General features: G+C 68.4%; 18 protein-coding genes and 1 pseudogene. 9 read left to right on the top strand and 10 right to left on the bottom strand.

Translation table 11 applies throughout. From position 1 onward, the window contains the following. Positions 1-238: pseudogene (locus GBO37_RS10425) on the top strand (GntR family transcriptional regulator); the annotation flags it as partial. A 12-nt stretch (positions 239-250) separates the two neighbouring features. Here the strand turns inward: GBO37_RS10425 and madM are convergent. The 4 genes from madM to GBO37_RS10405 form a co-directional block, all read right to left on the bottom strand. Continuing rightward, positions 251-1015 (bottom strand): malonate transporter subunit MadM, encoded by a 765-nt coding sequence (gene madM / locus GBO37_RS10420; RefSeq protein WP_045982999.1) that lies wholly within the window; start codon positions 1013-1015, stop codon positions 251-253. A 4-nt stretch (positions 1016-1019) separates the two neighbouring features. Next, positions 1020-1412: a malonate transporter subunit MadL gene (gene madL / locus GBO37_RS10415; protein WP_252928822.1), complete on the bottom strand. Its 393-nt coding sequence runs from the start codon at positions 1410-1412 to the stop codon at positions 1020-1022. Between the two features lie 70 nt (positions 1413-1482). Then, positions 1483-2997 (bottom strand): malonyl-CoA synthase, encoded by a 1515-nt coding sequence (locus GBO37_RS10410; RefSeq protein WP_252928821.1) that lies wholly within the window; start codon positions 2995-2997, stop codon positions 1483-1485. A 23-nt stretch (positions 2998-3020) separates the two neighbouring features. Continuing rightward, positions 3021-4319: a malonyl-CoA decarboxylase domain-containing protein gene (locus tag GBO37_RS10405; protein ID WP_252928820.1), complete on the bottom strand. Its 1299-nt coding sequence runs from the start codon at positions 4317-4319 to the stop codon at positions 3021-3023. Positions 4320-4433: 114 nt separating this feature from the next. Between GBO37_RS10405 and GBO37_RS10400 the strand changes: the two genes are divergently transcribed. Continuing rightward, complete coding sequence (locus GBO37_RS10400; RefSeq protein ID WP_252928819.1) at positions 4434-5111, top strand: GntR family transcriptional regulator; 678 nt, start codon at positions 4434-4436, stop codon at positions 5109-5111. On the opposite strand, the gene GBO37_RS10395 is transcribed toward GBO37_RS10400, so the two are convergent. The 3 genes from GBO37_RS10395 to GBO37_RS10385 all read right to left on the bottom strand — a co-directional run bounded on the left by GBO37_RS10395 (position 5084) and on the right by GBO37_RS10385 (position 8610). Next, positions 5084-6016, bottom strand: coding sequence for a DMT family transporter (locus tag GBO37_RS10395; RefSeq protein ID WP_252928818.1), 933 nt, complete (start codon positions 6014-6016; stop codon positions 5084-5086). The genes GBO37_RS10400 and GBO37_RS10395 overlap by 28 nt on opposite strands. A gap of 189 nt (positions 6017-6205) precedes the next feature. After that, positions 6206-7309 carry a ParB N-terminal domain-containing protein gene (locus GBO37_RS10390; protein WP_252928817.1) on the bottom strand — a complete coding sequence of 368 codons (1104 nt, stop codon included), beginning with the start codon at positions 7307-7309 and terminating at the stop codon, positions 6206-6208. Next, positions 7306-8610 (bottom strand): AAA family ATPase, encoded by a 1305-nt coding sequence (locus GBO37_RS10385; protein ID WP_045982993.1) that lies wholly within the window; start codon positions 8608-8610, stop codon positions 7306-7308. The genes GBO37_RS10390 and GBO37_RS10385 overlap by 4 nt, the downstream gene beginning before the upstream one ends. Positions 8611-9048: 438 nt before the next feature. Between GBO37_RS10385 and GBO37_RS10380 the strand changes: the two genes are divergently transcribed. From GBO37_RS10380 to phoB, 7 genes are all read left to right on the top strand, one after another. After that, positions 9049-9747 (top strand): DnaA N-terminal domain-containing protein, encoded by a 699-nt coding sequence (locus GBO37_RS10380; RefSeq protein ID WP_371927548.1) that lies wholly within the window; start codon positions 9049-9051, stop codon positions 9745-9747. Between the two features lie 111 nt (positions 9748-9858). Continuing rightward, positions 9859-10884, top strand: a complete 1026-nt coding sequence (locus tag GBO37_RS10375) for a substrate-binding domain-containing protein (protein ID WP_139598103.1) — start codon at positions 9859-9861, stop codon at positions 10882-10884. A 69-nt stretch (positions 10885-10953) separates the two neighbouring features. Further along, on the top strand, positions 10954-12159 hold the full coding sequence (gene pstC / locus GBO37_RS10370) for a phosphate ABC transporter permease subunit PstC (protein WP_045982990.1): 1206 nt from the start codon (positions 10954-10956) through the stop codon (positions 12157-12159). Next, positions 12156-13493 carry a phosphate ABC transporter permease PstA gene (gene pstA / locus GBO37_RS10365; RefSeq protein ID WP_252928816.1) on the top strand — a complete coding sequence of 446 codons (1338 nt, stop codon included), beginning with the start codon at positions 12156-12158 and terminating at the stop codon, positions 13491-13493. The genes pstC and pstA overlap by 4 nt, the downstream gene beginning before the upstream one ends. Positions 13494-13514: 21 nt before the next feature. Continuing rightward, positions 13515-14312 (top strand): phosphate ABC transporter ATP-binding protein PstB, encoded by a 798-nt coding sequence (gene pstB / locus GBO37_RS10360; protein ID WP_045982988.1) that lies wholly within the window; start codon positions 13515-13517, stop codon positions 14310-14312. A gap of 15 nt (positions 14313-14327) precedes the next feature. Then, the gene (gene phoU, locus GBO37_RS10355) at positions 14328-15041 is read left to right on the top strand and encodes a phosphate signaling complex protein PhoU (protein WP_045982987.1); all 714 of its coding nucleotides are present in this window, start codon (positions 14328-14330) and stop codon (positions 15039-15041) included. Between the two features lie 3 nt (positions 15042-15044). Beyond that, positions 15045-15734, top strand: a complete 690-nt coding sequence (phoB, locus tag GBO37_RS10350) for a phosphate regulon transcriptional regulator PhoB (protein WP_045982986.1) — start codon at positions 15045-15047, stop codon at positions 15732-15734. A 9-nt stretch (positions 15735-15743) separates the two neighbouring features. On the opposite strand, the gene GBO37_RS10345 is transcribed toward phoB, so the two are convergent. The 3 genes from GBO37_RS10345 to GBO37_RS10335 all read right to left on the bottom strand — a co-directional run. Beyond that, positions 15744-17444, bottom strand: coding sequence for an ABC transporter ATP-binding protein (locus GBO37_RS10345; RefSeq protein WP_252928815.1), 1701 nt, complete (start codon positions 17442-17444; stop codon positions 15744-15746). 8 nt (positions 17445-17452) lie between these two features. Further along, complete coding sequence (locus tag GBO37_RS10340) at positions 17453-18220, bottom strand: ABC transporter ATP-binding protein (protein WP_127899549.1); 768 nt, start codon at positions 18218-18220, stop codon at positions 17453-17455. After that, on the bottom strand, positions 18217-18426 hold a 210-nt coding region (locus GBO37_RS10335), incomplete at its 5' end, for an iron chelate uptake ABC transporter family permease subunit (protein ID WP_252928814.1). The genes GBO37_RS10335 and GBO37_RS10340, both read right to left, overlap by 4 nt.

Below are 18426 nucleotides of genomic sequence, written 5' to 3'. Positions count from 1 at the left end.
GCGGCTGACGGCCTTCTTCGCGCAGGCGATGGCGGAACTGCGCCTGGCCTTCGGGCTGCTGGACAGTCCCGAACAGCTGCACGCGCCGTTCCTGCAAGAGAACGGCGCGATCCTGGAGCTGGTCCAGCAGGGCGACATGGAGGCCGCCGCCACCCGGCTGGCGGATTATCTGGACCGGTCGGAACGCGTCGTGATGACGGCCTTTGCCCGGTTGGAGAACGGCGTCACCCGCGGGTGACGCCGAGCCGCCTCAGCTGCCGGTGACGGCCAGCAGCATCAGATAGATGACCGACGGCCCCATCAGGCAGCCCAGCCCCGTATAGAACGTGGCCGTCATCGCGCCATAGGGCACCAGGCGCTTGTCGGTGGCGGCCAGGCCGCCCGCGACGCCGCTGGTCGTACCCATCAGCCCGCCATAGGCCATCGCCGATTTCGGGTTGTTCAGCCCGATCAGCGGCGCGACGAAGGGCGTGCCGATCATCACCAGGACCGCCTTCAGCAGGCCCGCGGCGACGGACAGGGCGATGACCTCGGAACTGGCGCCCAGGGCGGTGCCGGTCACCGGGCCCACGATATAGGTCGCGGCCCCGCCGCCGATGGTCGCCATGCTGACCGCATCGGTATAGCCGAAGGCCGCCGCGACCAGCGCCCCCACCGCAAAGGACACGAAGATCCCCAGGGCCAGCGACACCACGCCCGCGGCCCCGGCCTTGCGGATCTCGCGGATGTCGACGCCATAGGCGGTCGACACGATGGCCAGGTCGCGCAGCATGGCCCCGCCCATCAGCCCGATGCCCGCAAACAGCGGCACGTCGGCCAGGCCCTTGGACCCGCCGGTGGCAAGCCCGCCCAGCCAGGCCAGCACCAGGCCGATGATGATGGCCACGGCCGAACCGTGCAGCCGCCCCGCCGACAGCCGGTCGGACAGCTGATAGGACACCCACATCACGACGCCCACGACGACGAAGGCAAAGACCAGCCCGTTCTTGGACAGGATTTCGGTGATCATCTCCATCGCGTCACACCTCCTGCGCCATCAGGGGCGGCAGGGGCGCATCCTGCCCGCCGATCCGCGCCACCACGGGCACCAGCGCCACGCAGGCGAKGGTCGCGCCGACGCCCGCGATGATCGCGATGGGACCGCCCGCCAGGGCCGCCACGACGTTCTGCTGGGCCGCCATCGCCACGACGATGGGGATATACATGGCCGACCAGAACAGGATGCCCTGTTCGGACAGCTGCGGCAGCCGCCCGGTGCGGCGCAGCCAGTCGGTCGACACGATCAGCAGCAGCATGGCAAAGCCCACGCCGCCCACATTGGACTGGACGCCCAGGATGACGCCCAGCAGATCGCCCAGGATCACGCCTGCCAGATGACAGGCGGCCAGGGCCGCGACTCCATAGATTATCATGGTTTCCTCCCGTTGAATGGCCGGTGCCCCGGGCCGCGTCCTCCTCGACGCGGGCCCGGGCGGCCGGATGTCAGGCCATGGCCTGCGAATACAATCCCGCATGGGCCTTGCGCAGTTCGGCCTTCTGCACCTTGCCCATGACGTTGCGCGGCAGGGCATCGACGACGATCACCTGCCGGGGTTGCTTGAAGCGCGCCAAATCCGACAGCGCGGCGCGGATCTCGTCCGCGTCCAGCGTGCCCGATTTCGGTACGACGATGGCGGTCACCGCCTCGCCCAGGTCGGGATGGGGCAGGCCGATCACGGCGCTTTCCAGGACACCCGGCAGCGCGTCGATGGCCTCCTCGACCTCCTTGGGATAGACGTTGTACCCGCCCGAGATCACCAGGTCCTTGTCGCGGCCGACGATGCGCAGGTATCCGTCCTCCTGGATCGTGCCCAGATCGCCGGTGATGAAGAACCCGTCGGGGCGGAATTCGGCCGCGGTCTTTTCGGGCATGTTCCAGTAGCCCTCGAAGACGTTCGGTCCCTTGACCTCGATCAGGCCGATCTCTCCGGGTGCGACGGGCGCGCCGGTCTCGCGGTCGGTGATGCGCACGGTGATGCCGGGCAGCGCCATGCCCACCGCCCCCGCGATGCGATCGCCATCATAGGGATTCGAGGTGATCATGCAGGTCTCGGTCATGCCGTACCGCTCCAGGATGCGGTGCCCGGTCCGTTCGGTGAAGGCACGGTGATCCTCCGCCAGAAGCGGCGCGGACCCGGACACGAACAGCCGCATGTTCGCGGTCGTCTCGCGGTCCAGGCGCGGCGATTTCAGCAGGCGGGTGTAGAAGGTCGGCACCCCCATCAGCACGGTGGCGCGGTCCATCAGGTCGATCGCCTGTTCGGCGTCGAACTTGGTCAGGAAGATCATCGTGGCGCCGGCGACCAGCGCCATGTTGGCGGCCACGAACAGGCCGTGCGTGTGAAAGATCGGCAGCGCGTGGATCAGCCGGTCATTCGCGTCGAACCGCCAATGCTCCAGCAGCGCCTCGGTGTTGGACGCCAGGTTCCCGTGCGTCAGCACCGCCCCCTTGGACCGCCCCGTGGTGCCCGAGGTATAGAGGATCGCGGCCCGGTCGTCCGGCCCGCAGGGATGCGCGTCCTCGCGCGGGGTGGCCGCGGCGGCACGCTCGGCCAGTGTCCCCTGCCCGTCCGCGCCAAGCGTCAGCACCGTCAGCGCGTCTCCGGCCCGATGCGCGTGCGACGCCTGCTGCGCGGGGTCGCAGACGAACAGACGGGGCGCCGCATCGCCGATGAAATAGTCGATCTCGGCCCCGGTATAGGCGGTGTTCAGCGGCAGGAAGATCCCGCCCACCTGCAGCGTCGCCAGGTACAGAGCGATGGCCTCGGGCGACTTCTCGACCTGGACGGCCACGCGGTCGCCGGGCGCCACGCCCGCCGCGGTCAGCGCGCCCGCAAGCGCCTCGACCATGCCGCGCATCCGGGCAAAGCTGATGTCGGGCTGGCCGGGCCGTTCGAACAGGGTCTTGCCCTGCATCACTTCGGCGGTCTGGATGAAATGGTCGTGGATGGTCTGCATGCTCGTCTCCTACCTCAATGTCGTCACGCCTTCAGCGCCTCGGCGATCTGGGCGCCAAGCGCCACCTCGCCGTCGCGCACGAAGGCCTCGTGCCGGTCCTCGATACGGTCCAGTTCGTACAGATAGTTGATCATCAGCCCATGCGCCGATTTCAGCGCCGAGGGCGCCAGATCGGCAGGCCAGTTCAGCCGATGCGCGCAGGCCCCGTTGCCCAGGTGGAACCGCGCCACCGGATCGGCAGGCAACCCGCCCCGCGCCTTGGCCTGGGCGATATAGCGCGCGCCCCACGCCAGGACCTGCGGGCGCAGCGCGTCCACCGCGTCATCGTCCCAGCCCCCGGCCAACGCGCCGCGCAATTCCGCCGCGTCGTCCTGCGTGGCCAGCCACGCGGCAAAGCCCGGCACCGGCGACAGCGTCACATAGCAGCGCAGCTCGGGCAGGTCCGCCGACAGCTGCGCCACCACCTGCTTGATCAGGAAGTTGCCGAAACTGACGCCCTTCAACCCGGGCAGGCTGTTGTTGATCGAATAGAAGACGGCCGTGTCCGCCGCCGCCGGTTCGCGCGCATCGGGCGCGGTCAGGATCGGGCCGATCGCGGCGGGCATGCCCTGGGTCAGTGCGACCTCGACGAAGATCAGCGGCTCGTCCCCGGTGGCGGGGTGGAAGAACGCATACAGACGGCGGTCATTGTCGGCCAGCCGCCGCTTCAGGTCCGGCCAGCCCTGCATCTGGTGGACGCTTTCGTATTCCATCAGCTTTTCCAGGATCGCGGCGGGCGCGTTCCAGTCGATCCTGCGCATGGTCAGAAAGCCGCGGTTGAACCAGCTGGCGAACAGATGCGCGAAATCCTGGTCGATCGGCGCCAGATCGGGGTCCACGCGCATCGCGGCCAGCAGGTCCTGACGCATCCGAACCAGCCGCAGCGTGGCGCCGGGCGCCATGTTCAACCGGCGCAGCAGGGTCTGGCGGGCAGGCTCGACCACCTCGAACAGATGCGCGACGCCCGCGGCATCGGGCTGGGCGTCCCATGCGGCATAGGCCGCCCGGATCGCGTCGGCATCCACGCCGTGATCGTCGCGCAGGCTGCGAAAGAACGCCAGCCGCTCCTCGGCGTCCAGCTCGGCATAGGCCGACAGCGCCTGCTCGGCCACCGCGACCCGCGCTGCATCTCCGATCCGCCCCATCAGCACCGCACAGGCCACCCGCGCGCGTTCGGATGCGGGGCGCGCCAGCGCCTTCAGCGTCTCGGCCTCGCCGCCACGCTTGCGCCGCGTGATCGCCTCGACGAAGTCCGACAGGAATCCCAGTCTCTGCTTGCCCATGATGATCCTCCCCCGCAGTGATATACACTGATTCACTTCTGTTGTATACAACAACGGCGATGATGGACTTTTCGCAATCGCTGCGGTGAAATGCAGGACAGAACAGGTGCCGACATGACCCTTCCCACCGCACAGCGCATCCGCCTTGCCCTTGAAAACGCCATCGTGGACGGCCGCCTGACCCCCGGCCAGCAGATCGACCCCGACCAGGTCGCGCGCGACTATGGCTGCTCGCGCACGCCCGTGCGCGAGGCGCTGCAGGCGCTGGAGGCGTCGGGCCTGCTGATCGTGCAGCCCAAACGCGGGACCTTCGTGGCCAAGCTGGGCGTGCCCGAGCTGATGGACCGGTTCGAGCTGATGGCCGAACTGGAATCCTTCTGCGCGCGGCTGGCCTGCAGGCGCGCCGATGCGCAGGACCTGGCCCGCATCGACACCGCCCTGACCGCCTGCGAAGGCGCGCGCCACAACCCCGACCGGTACTATGCCGAAAACACCGCCTTCCATCAGGCGATCTATCGCGCCGCCCACAACGCCTTTCTGGAAACCGAGACCCTGCGCCTGCAGGCGGTGCTGCAACCCTATCGCCGCCGGCAGCTGCAATCGCCGGGGCGCGTCGTCAATTCGCTGGCCGAACACCGCCAGATCGCCGCGGCCATCGCGGCGGGCGACGCCTGCGGCGCGGCGCAGGCGATGACCGATCACGTGCTGGTCCAGGGCGAACGCTTCCGCGACCTGGTCGCCGTGGTGGGCAGCCTGTCGGCGCCTCAGGCCGGGGGCGTGGCCTTGCGCTGACGGCGGCGTTCCAGCCCCAGGCTGTGTTCGCGCCAGATGATCAGGATGCCCGCCAGGATCACCAGGCCGGACCCGCCGATCACCACCGCGCTTGGCACCTCGCCGAAGACGTACCAGCCCAGGGCCACCGCCCAGATCATCGCGACATAGTCGAACGGCGCCACCACCGACGCATCGGCATGGCGATAGGCCGAGGTCAGCAGGATCTGCCCCAGCCCGCCCAGCAGCCCCGTGGTGACCAGCTGCCCCAGCACCCAGGCTCCCGGCATCACCCACCCGAAGGGCAGCGTCAGCAGCGACAGCCCCGTCGAGGTGACCGAGAACCAGAAGACGATCGCCGATGTCCGCTCGACCTGGACCAGCTGGCGGACAAAGATCTGCGCCAGGGCCGCGGCCCCTGCCCCGCCAAGCGCCACGACCGCGCCCAGCATCCGGAAGGGGTCGCCCGCCGTCCCCGCGTGCAGCTGCGGCGACAGCACGATCAGCACCCCGGCCAGCCCCAGCCCGACCATGCCAAGCCGAAAGGCGCGGACGTTCTCTCCCAAAAACATTCCGGCCAGCACCACCACCAGCAGGGGCGCGGCAAAGCCGATGGCCGTCACCTCGGGCAGGGGCAGCAGGCCAAGCGCCCAGAAGTTCAGCGCCATCGCTGTCGTCCCGACCAGCCCGCGATACAGGTGCCCCATCGGGTTCGCGGTCAGCAGGCCGACCCGCAGTTCCGACCGCAGCACCAGCCAGCCCAGGATCACCGGCAGCGCGAAGAACGACCGAAAGAACACCTGCTGCCCTGGCGGGATGTGGGCGCTGTCGGCGGTCGCTTTGATCAGCGCGGCCATCAGGGTGAACACGGTCACGCTGATGCATTTCAACGCGATGCCGCGCATCGGGGAATCACTGGGGGGCATGCCGGGCGCCTTGGTACCGTTGGGGGTCGGCCTTGGTGCTACGACGGGATTGCACGATCTGCAACAGACATCGACACAGGGTCAGGTAGATGTGCTATATGTATACATATCAATGGCTTGTGTCGCACCTTCCCTGCGGGGAAGGTGCTGGCCGCGGGAAAGGGCCCCTGCCCTTCCCCGCGGGGAAGGTCACTCGATCTGGTCCAGCATTGCGGCCACCGCCGCCTCCAGCTTGCGCCGGTCGATGGTCGAAAAGTCCCGCGGCAGGCGGATCTCAAGGCGACCATTGGCGGCGGTGCATTTCGCGCTGCCCTGCGGGCGCGCTAGCTGGAAGGTCGTCTTGGCCTTGGCGGTCGACGGCGGTGCGGGTGGGGCGGTCCGCGGTGCGGGTCCCTCGGGCAGCGCCTCACCCCCCTGCCCCGCATAGCGGCGCAGCACGGCCAGCTCGTCGGTGATCGACCGCGTGTCCCAGTCCTTCAGCTCGGTCCGGATGGCCGTGACCAGGCCCGGCACCTCCTCCAGCCGCTGCGACAGCGACAGGCCCAGGGCGCGCGGGATCTCTTGCGGATACATCAGCACCTCGCCCAAGCGCTCGACCAGAGGGATGAAGTTCCGGATATAGCTGCGCTTCTGATAGCCCGCCGACCGGAACAGGATCGCCACGGCCTTTTCCGCATCGTTCTCCGCGGTCAGCGGATCCATCGCGTAATGCACCGCCAGCTGCGCCATCTCGGCAAAAGAGATGTCCTTGCGCACCAGGTTCTCGTCCACCATGCGGCGGTACAGCGCCTCCAGCTGGTCCCCGCGCGCGGCGATGCCCGCGGGGATCCGGCCCCAGGCCTCGGCATCACCCGTCTCCTCCAGCAGCTGGCGATAGGCCGACAGCCGCCGCCACCCCTGGATCAGCTCGTAACGCCCACCCTCGGACGGCTCCAGCCGGATCGGGTTCGACAGGCCGATGTCGCGGATCGAGGCGACCAGCTCGGCCATGTCGAAATCCGCGACCGGCTTGCGGTCGCGGATCAGCTTGGTCGTGTCGATCATGTCCAGCGGGATCAGGTCGGTGATCAACCCTGCCCGCTTCAGCCGCACATGCTCCTGCGCCAAGGCATCGTTCTCGGCGCGGATCTGCGCCTCGATGACCGCGCGGTCGCGGGTCGATTCCGCCGTCTCGCTGATGGCGGCAGCCATGGGGCCTCGACGACCGTCGGGCTGGACCTTCCCCGCGGGGAAGCCGGTTTCGGCGTCGTCCTCGGGGATGTCGATGTCGAACATCCGGCGCTTGCGGCTCATTGCGCGTCCTCCAGCTCGGTCCAGGCGGTCAGCACGTGGCCGCGGAACTCTTCATAGGCCTGATCGAAGGTCGCCCGCGCCCGGCGCCACGTCCCCCGAGTCATCTCTCGGTAATCGATCTCATAGATCGACGACAGGAACCGGCCCGACTGCTCGACCGCGCGGGTCAGTTCGATCGGGTTCTGCGCCAGCCGATCCCCGAAGACCTGCCGAAAGGCCGCGAACATCGCCTGGTGCAGCTCGTTCGACGGCTCGTATCGCGTCATCAGGAACCGGATGTCGGCGAATGCCTTGGGCAACCTGATCTTCCCCGTGGGGAAGTTCTCGAACCCGTGGGACAGATCCTCCAGCGCCTCGGCCAATTGGCCGATGAAGCTGGTCGTGCTGTCATATTCCCAATACCCCGGGCCGGACGGGATATACAGCATGTCGGCGGCAAAGACCGCGTTCATCGACTGGTATCCAATGGCCGGCGGGCAATCGAAGAGGATCAGGTCATAAGCATCGTCCGCCAAGCTGTCCAGGAACCGCGACACCGCGCCGAAGAAGGTCCATTCCGGGTTCAGGTGCCGGTACTGGGCGCTGGCGAACTCGACAAAGGCTGCGTTGGCGCAGCTGGGCACGATGTCGATCGTGGGCCAGGCGGTGGGCTTGATGAAGTCCGCGGGCCGCAGCGTGCCCAGGCCCATGTCGCGGATCGACGCGGGCAGCTTGCGATGGGGCAGGGCGGTCCCTGTCTCGGCCCCGGCGCTGGCGGTGTTCATGCGGTCTGTCTCGCGCTCAAGGTCGCGCGCCATGATGCCCCAGACCGTGTGATCCTCGCCCACGTCGTTCAGCCCCATCGAATGAGACAGGGTCGCCTGCGGGTCGAAGTCGACGACCAGGACCCGGTACCCGTCCAGCGCCGCCGCATGGGCAAAGTGCAGCGCCACGGTCGACTTGCCCGCACCGCCCTTGAAGTTGGCGATGGCCGCGCGGAAGGCGCGCTTGCCGGCGGGGCGGGGCGGCATCAGGGACTTCTTGCCCACGCGGATGCGGCGACGCAGCTCGTTCACCTCCTCCAGGCTGAACCAGCGCTGGCGCCCGTCCTCCTCGACTTCCCCGAGGGGAAGGTTCGGGTCCGCCGCCAGCTTGCCGCGGAAGGTCGACTGGTTGATGCGGAAGATCAGCTCGGCCACCTCCCAAGAGGAGAAGCGGCGCAGCGTCTTCTCGTTGGCGGGGCTGAAGGTCTGGCGGCGGATCCAGCCCTGCATCTTGAGGGACTGGGCCTGCAGACGGGCAAGGTCGTCGTGCGTATACATGTTGTGTCGGTTTCCAAGGACGCTGATTGCTTCTGTTCCTGCTTTTACGCCGGATTTGCGCTTTTGGCAAAAGCCTTGTTCACTGATAGCACGAAATGCGGAAATCCAGCCCCTGCTGGCGAATCGCCGCGCGCCAAGGTGGCACGGAGGCCACGACCTGGCGGGGCAGGGGGCGGATATTGGGGGACATGATCCGTTGAACCCCCGCCAATTGGGGGACACGGGCGCCGGAATAGGGGACGCATAGGATGTCCCGCTATACCATTGATACCCTGATTCAAGATTGCCTTTGGATCCTTCCGCCCGAGGGCGGGCGATCTGCTTGACAGAATCGTATTTCAGGACGCTAATGCCTGCAGAGTGGCGAAAGGCGTTTGGGACGGCACAAGATCTCGGCGCGGCCGGGGCAGGGTGCCGGGCGACCGGCGGGCAGGAACGATGATGCAGGTGATGCGACCCGTCGGCAGGCAAGCCGCGGCACGGAAATACGACCTGCTGTCCGCGATGATGGCGCATGCGCTGGCGGGCGATCCGCAGCGCCAGCGCCTGGTGCTGCGCCTGATGGCGCTGATCACCACCCGCTACAACTGGCAGCGCGACGAGCTGACCATGGGCCAGCGCGAGATCGCGCGACTGTGGTGCGTGGACGAACGCACCGTCAAGCGCGACATGGCGCGGCTGCGCGAAGCGGGCTGGATCGTGGTCAAGCGCCAGGGCGCGCGGGGCCGCGTGTCCGTGCTGGGCCTGGGCCTGGAACGCATCATGCTGGACACGCGAGCGGACTGGTCCAACATCGGCGAGGATTTCACCGCCCGCATGGGCGAGGAGGCGCAGGAGGCGGGCGACCCGCCGAACGTCGTGCCGTTCCGCCGCCCCGACGGCACATCCGCGGAGGAGGGCGGTCAGGACGGGGCCTGGCCGCTGATCCGCGCGCGGCTGCGCGACGAGGACCCGGCGCTGTTCGACGCCTGGTTCGCGCCGCTGTCATCAACGGAGGGGCAGGGGGGCGTCCTGCACCTGGTCGCGCCGTCGCGGTTCCACGCCACCTATGTGCGCACGCATCTGCTGGCCCGCCTGCAGATGGCCGCGCGGCGCAGCGACTCGACCCTTGGAGAGGTGCGCGTCACCCCGGGATGATCGGCCCGCCCGCCGGGGCGCTGTCGCAGAACTGTCACACGGATTGCGTATGACCGTCACAAAACTGCTGTAGGCACACCGGGCAACGATCACCTCCTGAGGAGAAGACGCATGAAGACCTTTGGCCTGACCGCTTCGGCCCTGTCCGTCCTGGCCTTGACCGCCACCGCAGCCGCCGCGCGCGAACAGGTGCAGGTCGCGGGTTCGTCGACCGTGCTGCCCTATTCGACCATCGTGGCCGAGCTGTTCGGCGAGAACACCGACTTTGGTACCCCGGTCATCGAATCGGGCGGATCGTCCACCGGTCTGCGCCGCTTCTGCGAGGGCGTGGGCGAGAACACCATCGACATCGCCAATTCCAGCCGCCAGATCCGCGACAGCGAGGTCGAGGAATGTGCCGCCAACGGCGTGACCGACATCATGGAGGTGCGCATCGGCTATGACGGGATCGTCTTCGCCAGCGCGCAGTCGGGCGCAAGCTTCGCCTTCACCCCCGCCGACTGGTTCAACGCGCTGTCGGCCAAGGTCGTGCGCGACGGCGCGATCGTCGACAACACCGCGGCCAGTTGGGCCGAGGTGAACCCCGAGCTGGCCGACCAGGAGATCCTGGCCTTCGTACCGGGCACCCGTCACGGGACGCGCGAAGTCTTCGACGAGAAGGTGATCGCGCAGGGCTGCGAGGACAGCGGCGCGCTGGAGGTGTTCACCGCCGAGCTGGGCGAGGAGGAGGCCGAGGCCGCCTGCATGACGCTGCGCACCGACGGCCGGTCGGTCGACATCGACGGCGACTATACCGAGACGCTGGCCCGCATCGGGTCGTCCCCGAACGGCATCGGCGTCTTCGGCCTGTCCTTCTACGAGAACAACATGGACACGCTGCAGGTCGCGACCATGTCCGGCGTCACCCCCTCGACCGAGACGATCGCCTCGGGCGAATACCCGGTGTCGCGGCCGCTGTTCATCTATGTGAAGAAGGCGCATATCGGCGTCATCCCGGGCGTCAAGGAATTCGCCGAATTCTTCGTCTCGGACGCGATCGCAGGACCGGACGGGCCGCTGGCCGCCTATGGCCTGGTCTCGGACCCCGAGCTGGCATCGGTCCAGCAGGCCGTGGCCGACGAGACCACCATGCAGTGATGCACCCGTCCGACCGGTGCGCCGCGCCGGTCGGACATTCCCCCTGACCCATCCACCCGAGGTTGCCAGATGCCAATGTCCTGGGCCCTGCTTGCCGCGATCCTGCTGGCCGTGGCCGGATTCCTTCTGGGCCGCAGCCGCGCCCATGCGACCGCCGCACAGGACGTGCGCACCCTGCACAGCCGCCCCGCCTATCACGGCATGAACGCCGCCCTTGCGGTGATGCTGCCCGCGCTGGTGGTGCTGATCCTGGCATCGGGGCTGCGGATGTCCGGGGTGATCCCTGTCGCGTCGGGCCCCGTGGCCGGGCTGCTGGCACTGGCCGCCGCGGTCGCGGGCCTGGGCTGGGCCGTGACGCGGGCCGGCCGCGGGTTTCGCGCGCGCAATTCGGTCGAGCGGATGGTGCTGGGCCTGATGATCTTCTGTTCGATGATCGCCATCGCCACCACGGTCGGCATCGTCCTGTCGCTGATCTTCGAGACAATCAGCTTCTTCCGCCAGTACAGCCTGGCCGATTTCTTCTTCAGCACCGTCTGGTCGCCGCGCTTCGAGGGCAATTCGCGCCTCGGCATGCTGCCGCTGCTGTGGGGGACGCTGTACATCAGCTTCATCGCGCTGCTGGTGGCGGTGCCCATCGGCCTGCTGGCGGCGATCTACCTGTCGGAATATGCCAGCCCCCGCCTGCGCAGCATCGCCAAGCCCGCGGTCGAGGTGCTGGCCGGCATCCCGACCATCGTCTATGGCCTGTTCGCGCTGGTGACGGTCGGGCCGATGCTGCGCGACTGGATCGCGCAGCCCCTGGGCCTGGGCAATTCCGGGTCGTCGGTGATGACCGCGGGGCTGGTCATGGGGATCATGCTGATCCCTTTCGTCAGCTCTCTGTCCGACGACATCATCAACGCGGTGCCCCAGAGCCTGCGCGACGGCGCCCTGGGCTTGGGCTCGACGCCCTCCGAGACGGTGCGCAGCGTCGTGCTGCCCGCCGCCCTGCCGGGCATCGTGGGCGCGATCCTGCTGGCCGCCAGCCGCGCCATCGGAGAGACGATGATCGTGGTCCTGGGCGCGGGCGCCGCCGCCACGATCAGCGCCAACCCGTTCGAGGCGATGACCACCATCACGGTCAAGATCGTCAGCCAGCTGACCGGCGACAACGACTTCTCCTCGCCCGAGACGCTGGTGGCCTTTGCCCTGGGACTGACGCTGTTCGTCATCACCCTGGGCCTGAACGTCATCGCGCTTATCATCGTGCGCAAGTATCGCGAGCAGTACGAATGACCGATCATCCCCGCGCCACCGGCGCCAAGTCGCTCTATGTCCAGGACGCGCGCACCCGCCGCCGCAACGCCGCCGAGAAACGGTTCCGCGCCTACGGGCTGACGGCCATCGTCATCGCCTGCACGATGCTGGCAGTGCTGGTCTTCACCATCGTCCGCGACGGGTCGGGCGCCTTCCGCCAGACCTATCTGTCGATCCCCGTGGCACTGGACGCGCAGGTGCTGGACCCCAAGGGCAACCGCGACCCGGCCGAGATGGCGGGCGTGCTGACCCTGTCCTATGGCCAGGTGCTGGACCGGGCGCTGGACGCGGCGGTGGCGGGTCTGGACCTGCAGATCGAGGGGCTGGAGAGCGGCGACATCGACGGGCTGATCTCGCGCGATGCCTCGGCGCAGCTGCGTGACCGGGTGCTGGCCGATCCCGATCTGGTCGGGCAGACGGTGGACGTGAACGTCCTGGCGAACGGCCGCATCGACGGCTATTTCAAGGGCCGCGTCACGATGGAGACCGCGGCGCGCGACGCCAACACCTCTCCGGCGCAGCTGATGCTGGCGGACGAACTGGTCGAGGCGGGGCTGCTGGTCACGCGGTTCAACGCAGGCTTCCTGACCGCCGCCGACGCCTCCGACCAGCGCCCCGAGGCCGCGGGCGTCGGCGTGGCCATCCTGGGATCGCTCTACATGATGCTGGTCGTGCTGGTCCTGTCGGTGCCGATCGGGGTCGCGGCCTCGATCTATCTGGAGGAGTTCGCGCCCAAGAACCGCTGGACCGACCTGATCGAGGTCAACATCTCGAACCTGGCGGCGGTGCCGTCCATCGTGTTCGGCATCCTGGGCCTGGCGGTCTTCATCAACTTCGCGGGCCTGCCCGCATCCGCGCCCATCGTCGGCGGTCTGGTGCTGACGCTGATGACCCTGCCCACCATCATCATCGCCACCCGCGCGGCGCTGAAGGCGGTGCCGCCCTCGATCCGCGACGCGGCCCTGGGCGTCGGCGCCAGCCGCATGCAGACGGTGTTCCACCACGTCCTGCCGCTGGCCGCGCCCGGAATCCTGACCGGCACGATCATCGGCCTGGCCCAGGCCCTGGGAGAGACTGCGCCGCTGCTGCTGATCGGCATGGTGGCCTTCGTGCGCGAGTTTCCCGCCGCCCCGCCGGAGGGTCTGTTCGATCCGGCATCCGCCCTGCCGGTCCAGGTCTACAACTGGACGCAGCGCAGCGATCCGGCCTTTGTCGAGCGCGCCTCGGGCGCCATCATCGTCCTGCTGATCTTCCTTCTGTGCATGAACCTGCTGGCGATCTTCCTTCGCCGCAAGTTCGAGCGCCGCTGGTGATCGGCCCACAGGAGAGCCACCATGTATGACACAATCCGATCGGAGAGCGCCGTGAGCCAGCAGGACATCAAGATTTCCGCACGCGACGTGCAGGTCTTCTATGGCGAGAAGCAGGCGATCAAAGACCTGAACGTCGAGATCCTGGACAAGACCGTCACCGCCTTCATCGGCCCGTCGGGCTGCGGCAAGTCCACCTTCCTGCGCTGCATCAACCGCATGAACGACACGATCGACAGTGCCCGGATCGCGGGCCGGATCACCATCGACGGCGAGGACATCTATGACCGCAGGATCGACCCGGTGCAGCTGCGCGCCAAGGTCGGCATGGTCTTCCAGAAGCCGAACCCGTTCCCCAAGTCGATCTATGACAACGTGGCATACGGCCCGCGCATCCATGGCCTGGCCCGCGGCAAGGCCGAGCTGGACGAGATCGTCGAACGCTCGCTGCGCGGCGCGGCCCTGTGGAACGAGGTCAAGGACCGCCTGTCCGAGCCAGGCACGGGCCTGTCGGGCGGCCAGCAGCAGCGCCTGTGCATCGCGCGCGCGGTGGCCACGTCCCCCGAGGTGCTGCTGATGGACGAGCCCTGCAGCGCGCTGGACCCCATCGCCACCAGCCAGGTCGAGGAGCTGATCGAGCAGCTGCGCACGCAATTTTCCGTGGTCATCGTGACCCATTCGATGCAGCAGGCTGCCCGCGTCAGCCAGAAGACTGCCTTCTTCCATCTGGGCAACCTGGTCGAATACGGTGATACCGACGACATCTTCACGAAGCCCCGGGACAGCCGGACCGAGGCCTATATCTCGGGCCGGATCGGCTGATCGAAAGGACCTGACATGAACCGCGACAAGCATATCTCCTCGGTCTTCGACCGCGACCTGGAGACGATCCAGGCGATGGTCGTCAAGATGGGCGGCATGGTCGAGGCCGCGATCACCGACGCCTCGACCGCGCTGGACACGCGCGACCAGGAGCTGGCCGACCAGGTCCGCCGCCGCGACAAGGCCATCGACGCGATGGAGATCCAGATCAACGAGGACGCCGCCCGCCTGATCGCGCTGCGCGCGCCCACCGCAACCGACCTGCGGATGGTGCTGGCGGTGATGAAGATCTCGGCCTCGCTGGAACGGGTGGGCGATTACGCCAAGAACATGGCCAAGCGCACCGAGGTGCTGTCCCAGATGCCCGCCATCGCCGGATCGGGCATGGCGCTGCGCCGGATGAGCCAGGCGGTGAACCGGATGCTGCAGGACGCGCTGGACAGCTATATCCGCCGCGACGCCGACCTGGCCCATGACGTGCGTCAGCGCGACCTGGAGGTGGACCAGATGTACAACGCGCTGTTCCGCGAGTTCCTGACCCACATGATGGAGGACCCGCGCAACATCACCCCCTGCATGCACCTGCATTTCATCGCCAAGAACGTCGAGCGGATGGGCGACCATGCGACGTCCATCGCCGAGCAGGTGGTCTATCTGGTCACGGGCGATCTGCCCGACGAGGCGCGCCCGAAAAGCAGCAGCGTCGTGGCCCCCGCGGCGGAGGTCTGAGGGATGGCGCGCCAGGCCCCCTGCGTGCTGGTCGTCGAGGACGAGGGCGCACAGCGCGAAGTCCTGCATTACAACCTCGAGGCCGAGGGTTTCGACGTGGTCATGGCCGACAACGGCGAGGACGCGCTGCTGCTGGTGGCAGAGGAGCAGCCGGACCTGATCGTGCTGGACTGGATGCTGCCGCGCGTGTCGGGCATCGAGGTTTGCCGCCAGGTCAAGGCCGATCCCGCGACCCGCAACATCCCGATCATCATGCTGTCCGCGCGCAGCGAGGAGGTCGACCGCGTCCGCGGCCTGGAGACGGGCGCCGACGATTACGTGGTCAAACCCTATTCCGTGGTCGAGCTGCTGGCCCGCCTGCGCACCCAGCTGCGCCGCACCCGCCCCGCCACGATGGGCGAGCGGCTGACCTTTGCGGACATCATCCTGGACGCCGCCGAACACCGGGTGTTCCGCGCCGGCCAGACGCTGCATCTGGGCCCGACCGAGTTCCGGCTGCTGTCCACGATGATGGAGAAGCCGGGCCGCGTCTGGACGCGCGAACAGCTGCTGGACCGGGTCTGGGGGCGCGACATCTATGTCGACACGCGCACCATCGACGTGCATGTGGGCCGCCTGCGCAAGGCGCTGATGAAGAACGGCGGCGACGACCCGCTGCGCACCGTGCGCGGCGTGGGCTATGCCCTGGGCTGAGGCCCGGACCTAGGCCGCCAGCCCCGCATAGATGCCGCCCTGCGACAGCAGGTCGGCATGGCTGCCCATCTCGACCACGCGGCCCCGGTCCATGACCACGATGCGGTCGGCGTTCCGGATCGTGCCCAGCCTGTGGGCGATCACCAGCGTGGTGCGGCCCACCGACAGGGCATCAAGCGCCGACTGGATCTCGCGTTCGGTCTGGCTGTCCAGGGCGCTGGTCGCCTCGTCCAGGATCAGGATCGGCGGGTTCTTCAGGAAGGCCCGCGCGATGGCCACGCGCTGCTTCTGCCCGCCCGACAGCATCACCCCGCGTTCGCCCACGACCGTGTCCAGGCCCTGCGGCAGGCCTTCGATCATCTGCGCCAGCTGCGCCTTGGCGGCGGCCTGCGCGATCTCCATGTCCGAGGCGTCCAGGCGGCCATAGGCGATGTTCTCGCGCAGCGTGCCACCGAACAGGAACACGTCCTGGCTGACCAGGCCGATCTGGCGGCGCAGGCTGTGCAGGCGCATCGCGGGCAGGTCCATCCCGTCGACGACGATGCGCCCCTGGCTGGGTTCGTAGAACCGCGGCAGCAGCGCCAGCAGCGTGGTCTTGCCCGCGCCCGAGGGGCCGACGAAGGCCACCGTCTCTCCGGCGCGGATGTCCAGGTCGATCCCCGACAGGATCGGGCGGTCGGGGTCATAGGCAAAGCCCACCCCCTCGAACCGGATGTCGCCGCGCAGGGCGGGGGCGTCGATCGCGTCGGGTGCGTCGGCGATCTCGGGGTCGGTGGCCAGCAGCTCCTGATAGCGGCGGAATCCGGCGATGCCGCGGGGATAGGTCTCGATCACCGCGGCGATCTTCTCCAGCGGGCGATAGAAGACGCCCACCAGCAACAGAAAGCCCACGAAGCCGCCTGTGGTCAGTTCGCCCGACAGCACGAAGCCCGCGCCCATGACCATGACGATGACCTGCACCAGCCGCAGGCCCATGTACTGCAGCGCGCTGGACGCCGCCATCACGCGGTACGCGTCCAGCTTGGCTTGGCGATAGCGAGCGTTGTCGGCGGCGAAGAGATGGCTTTCATGCGCCTCGTTGCCGAAGGCCTGCACCACGCGGACGCCACCCAGGGTCTCCTCCAGGCGCACGTTGAAATCGCCGACGCGGGAATAGATCGCGCGCCAGGTCGCCGTCATCCGCCCGCCATAGACGATCACCAGGGCCAGCATGGCCGGCACGACCAGCGCCACGATGACCGCCAGCTGCGGGTTGATCCAGAACATCAGCAGGAACGCGCCGACGAACGTCATCAGGGCGATGAAGGCGTCCTCGGGGCCGTGATGGGCGACCTCTCCGATCTCCTCCAGGTCGCGGGTGACGCGGGCGACCAGCTTGCCGGTGCGCGCACGGTCGTACCAGCGCCAGGACAGCCGCGTCAGATGGTCGAAGGCGCGGGCCCGCATCGCGGTCTCGATGTTGATGCCCAGCTTGTGCCCCCAGTAGATCACCACCGTCAGCAGCCCGGCATTGACCGCATAAAGCGCCAGCAGCCCCCCCGCCGCGGCCAGGGTCAGCGTCCAGTCGCCCTGCGGCAGCAGGTGGTCGATGAAGGCGGTGACGGCCAGCGGAAAGGCCAGCTCCAGCAGACCCGAGACGACCGCGCAGCCGAAATCCAGCCAGAACAGGCCCAGATGCGGACGGTAGTAGGAAAAGAACTGTTTCAGCATGCGGCCTCTCAAGCGGGGATGGCGACGGGGCGTCCGTCGGGGCGGGTCAGGACCTGCATCGGCAGGCCATAGATGTCGTGCAGCGTGTCGGGGCGCATCAGGGCGTCCGGGCCGCCCTGCCAGACCAGCCGCCCGGCCTTCAGCGCCACGACATGGTCGCAGAACCGCGCGGCCATGTTGACGTCGTGCAGCACGATGACGGCGCTGCGCCCCTGGTCGTGGCACATCGCGGCGACCAGGGCCAGCACCTCGACCTGGTGGGCGATGTCCAGCGCGCTGATCGGTTCGTCCAGCAGCAGCGTGCCCGCCTGCTGCGCGACCATCATGGCCAGCCAGACGCGCTGGCGTTCGCCGCCCGACAGGGTGTCGACCAGCCGATCGGCAAAGCCCGCAACCCCGCATTCGTCCAGGGCGCGGGCGACGGCGGCATGATCGGCGGGGCCGAAGCGGCCCAGGGCGCCGTGCCAGGGATAGCGGCCAAGGGCCACCAGTTCGCGCACCAGCATGCCATCGGCCGGGGGCGTGGTCTGGGGCAGGAAGGCCATGCGGCGGGCCAGGTCGCGGGCGGGCCAGTCGGCCAGGGCGCGCCCCTCGAACCGGGCGGTGCCGCCTGCCGGGACCTGTCGGGCCAGCGCGCGCAGCAGCGTGGATTTGCCCGACCCGTTATGGCCGATCAGCGCAGTCGCCCGGCCCGCGGGCAGGTCCAGCGTGATGTCGTCCAGCAGCCGGCGGCCGGGGACGTCGACCGACAGGCCGGACAGGTGAAAGAGCGTCATCGATACCTCGTCATCAGCCAGATCAGCCAGGGCGCCCCGATCAGCGAGGCGAACAGCCCAAGCGGCAGTTCATAGGGAAAGCCCGCCATGCGCGCGCCGAAATCGGCGGCCAGCATCAGCCCCGCCCCGATCAGCGCCGACCCCGTCAGGTGGTCGGCCGGGCGGGCCAGGCCGATGCGGCGGGCCAGATGCGGGGCCATCAGCCC

Origin of the sequence: Paracoccus sp. 08, assembly GCF_024105395.1 — a bacterium.
Lineage (GTDB): Bacteria > Pseudomonadota > Alphaproteobacteria > Rhodobacterales > Rhodobacteraceae > Paracoccus > Paracoccus marcusii.
Note: the sequence above shows the minus strand (reverse complement) of the source record. Positions and strands in the feature narration are given on the sequence as shown.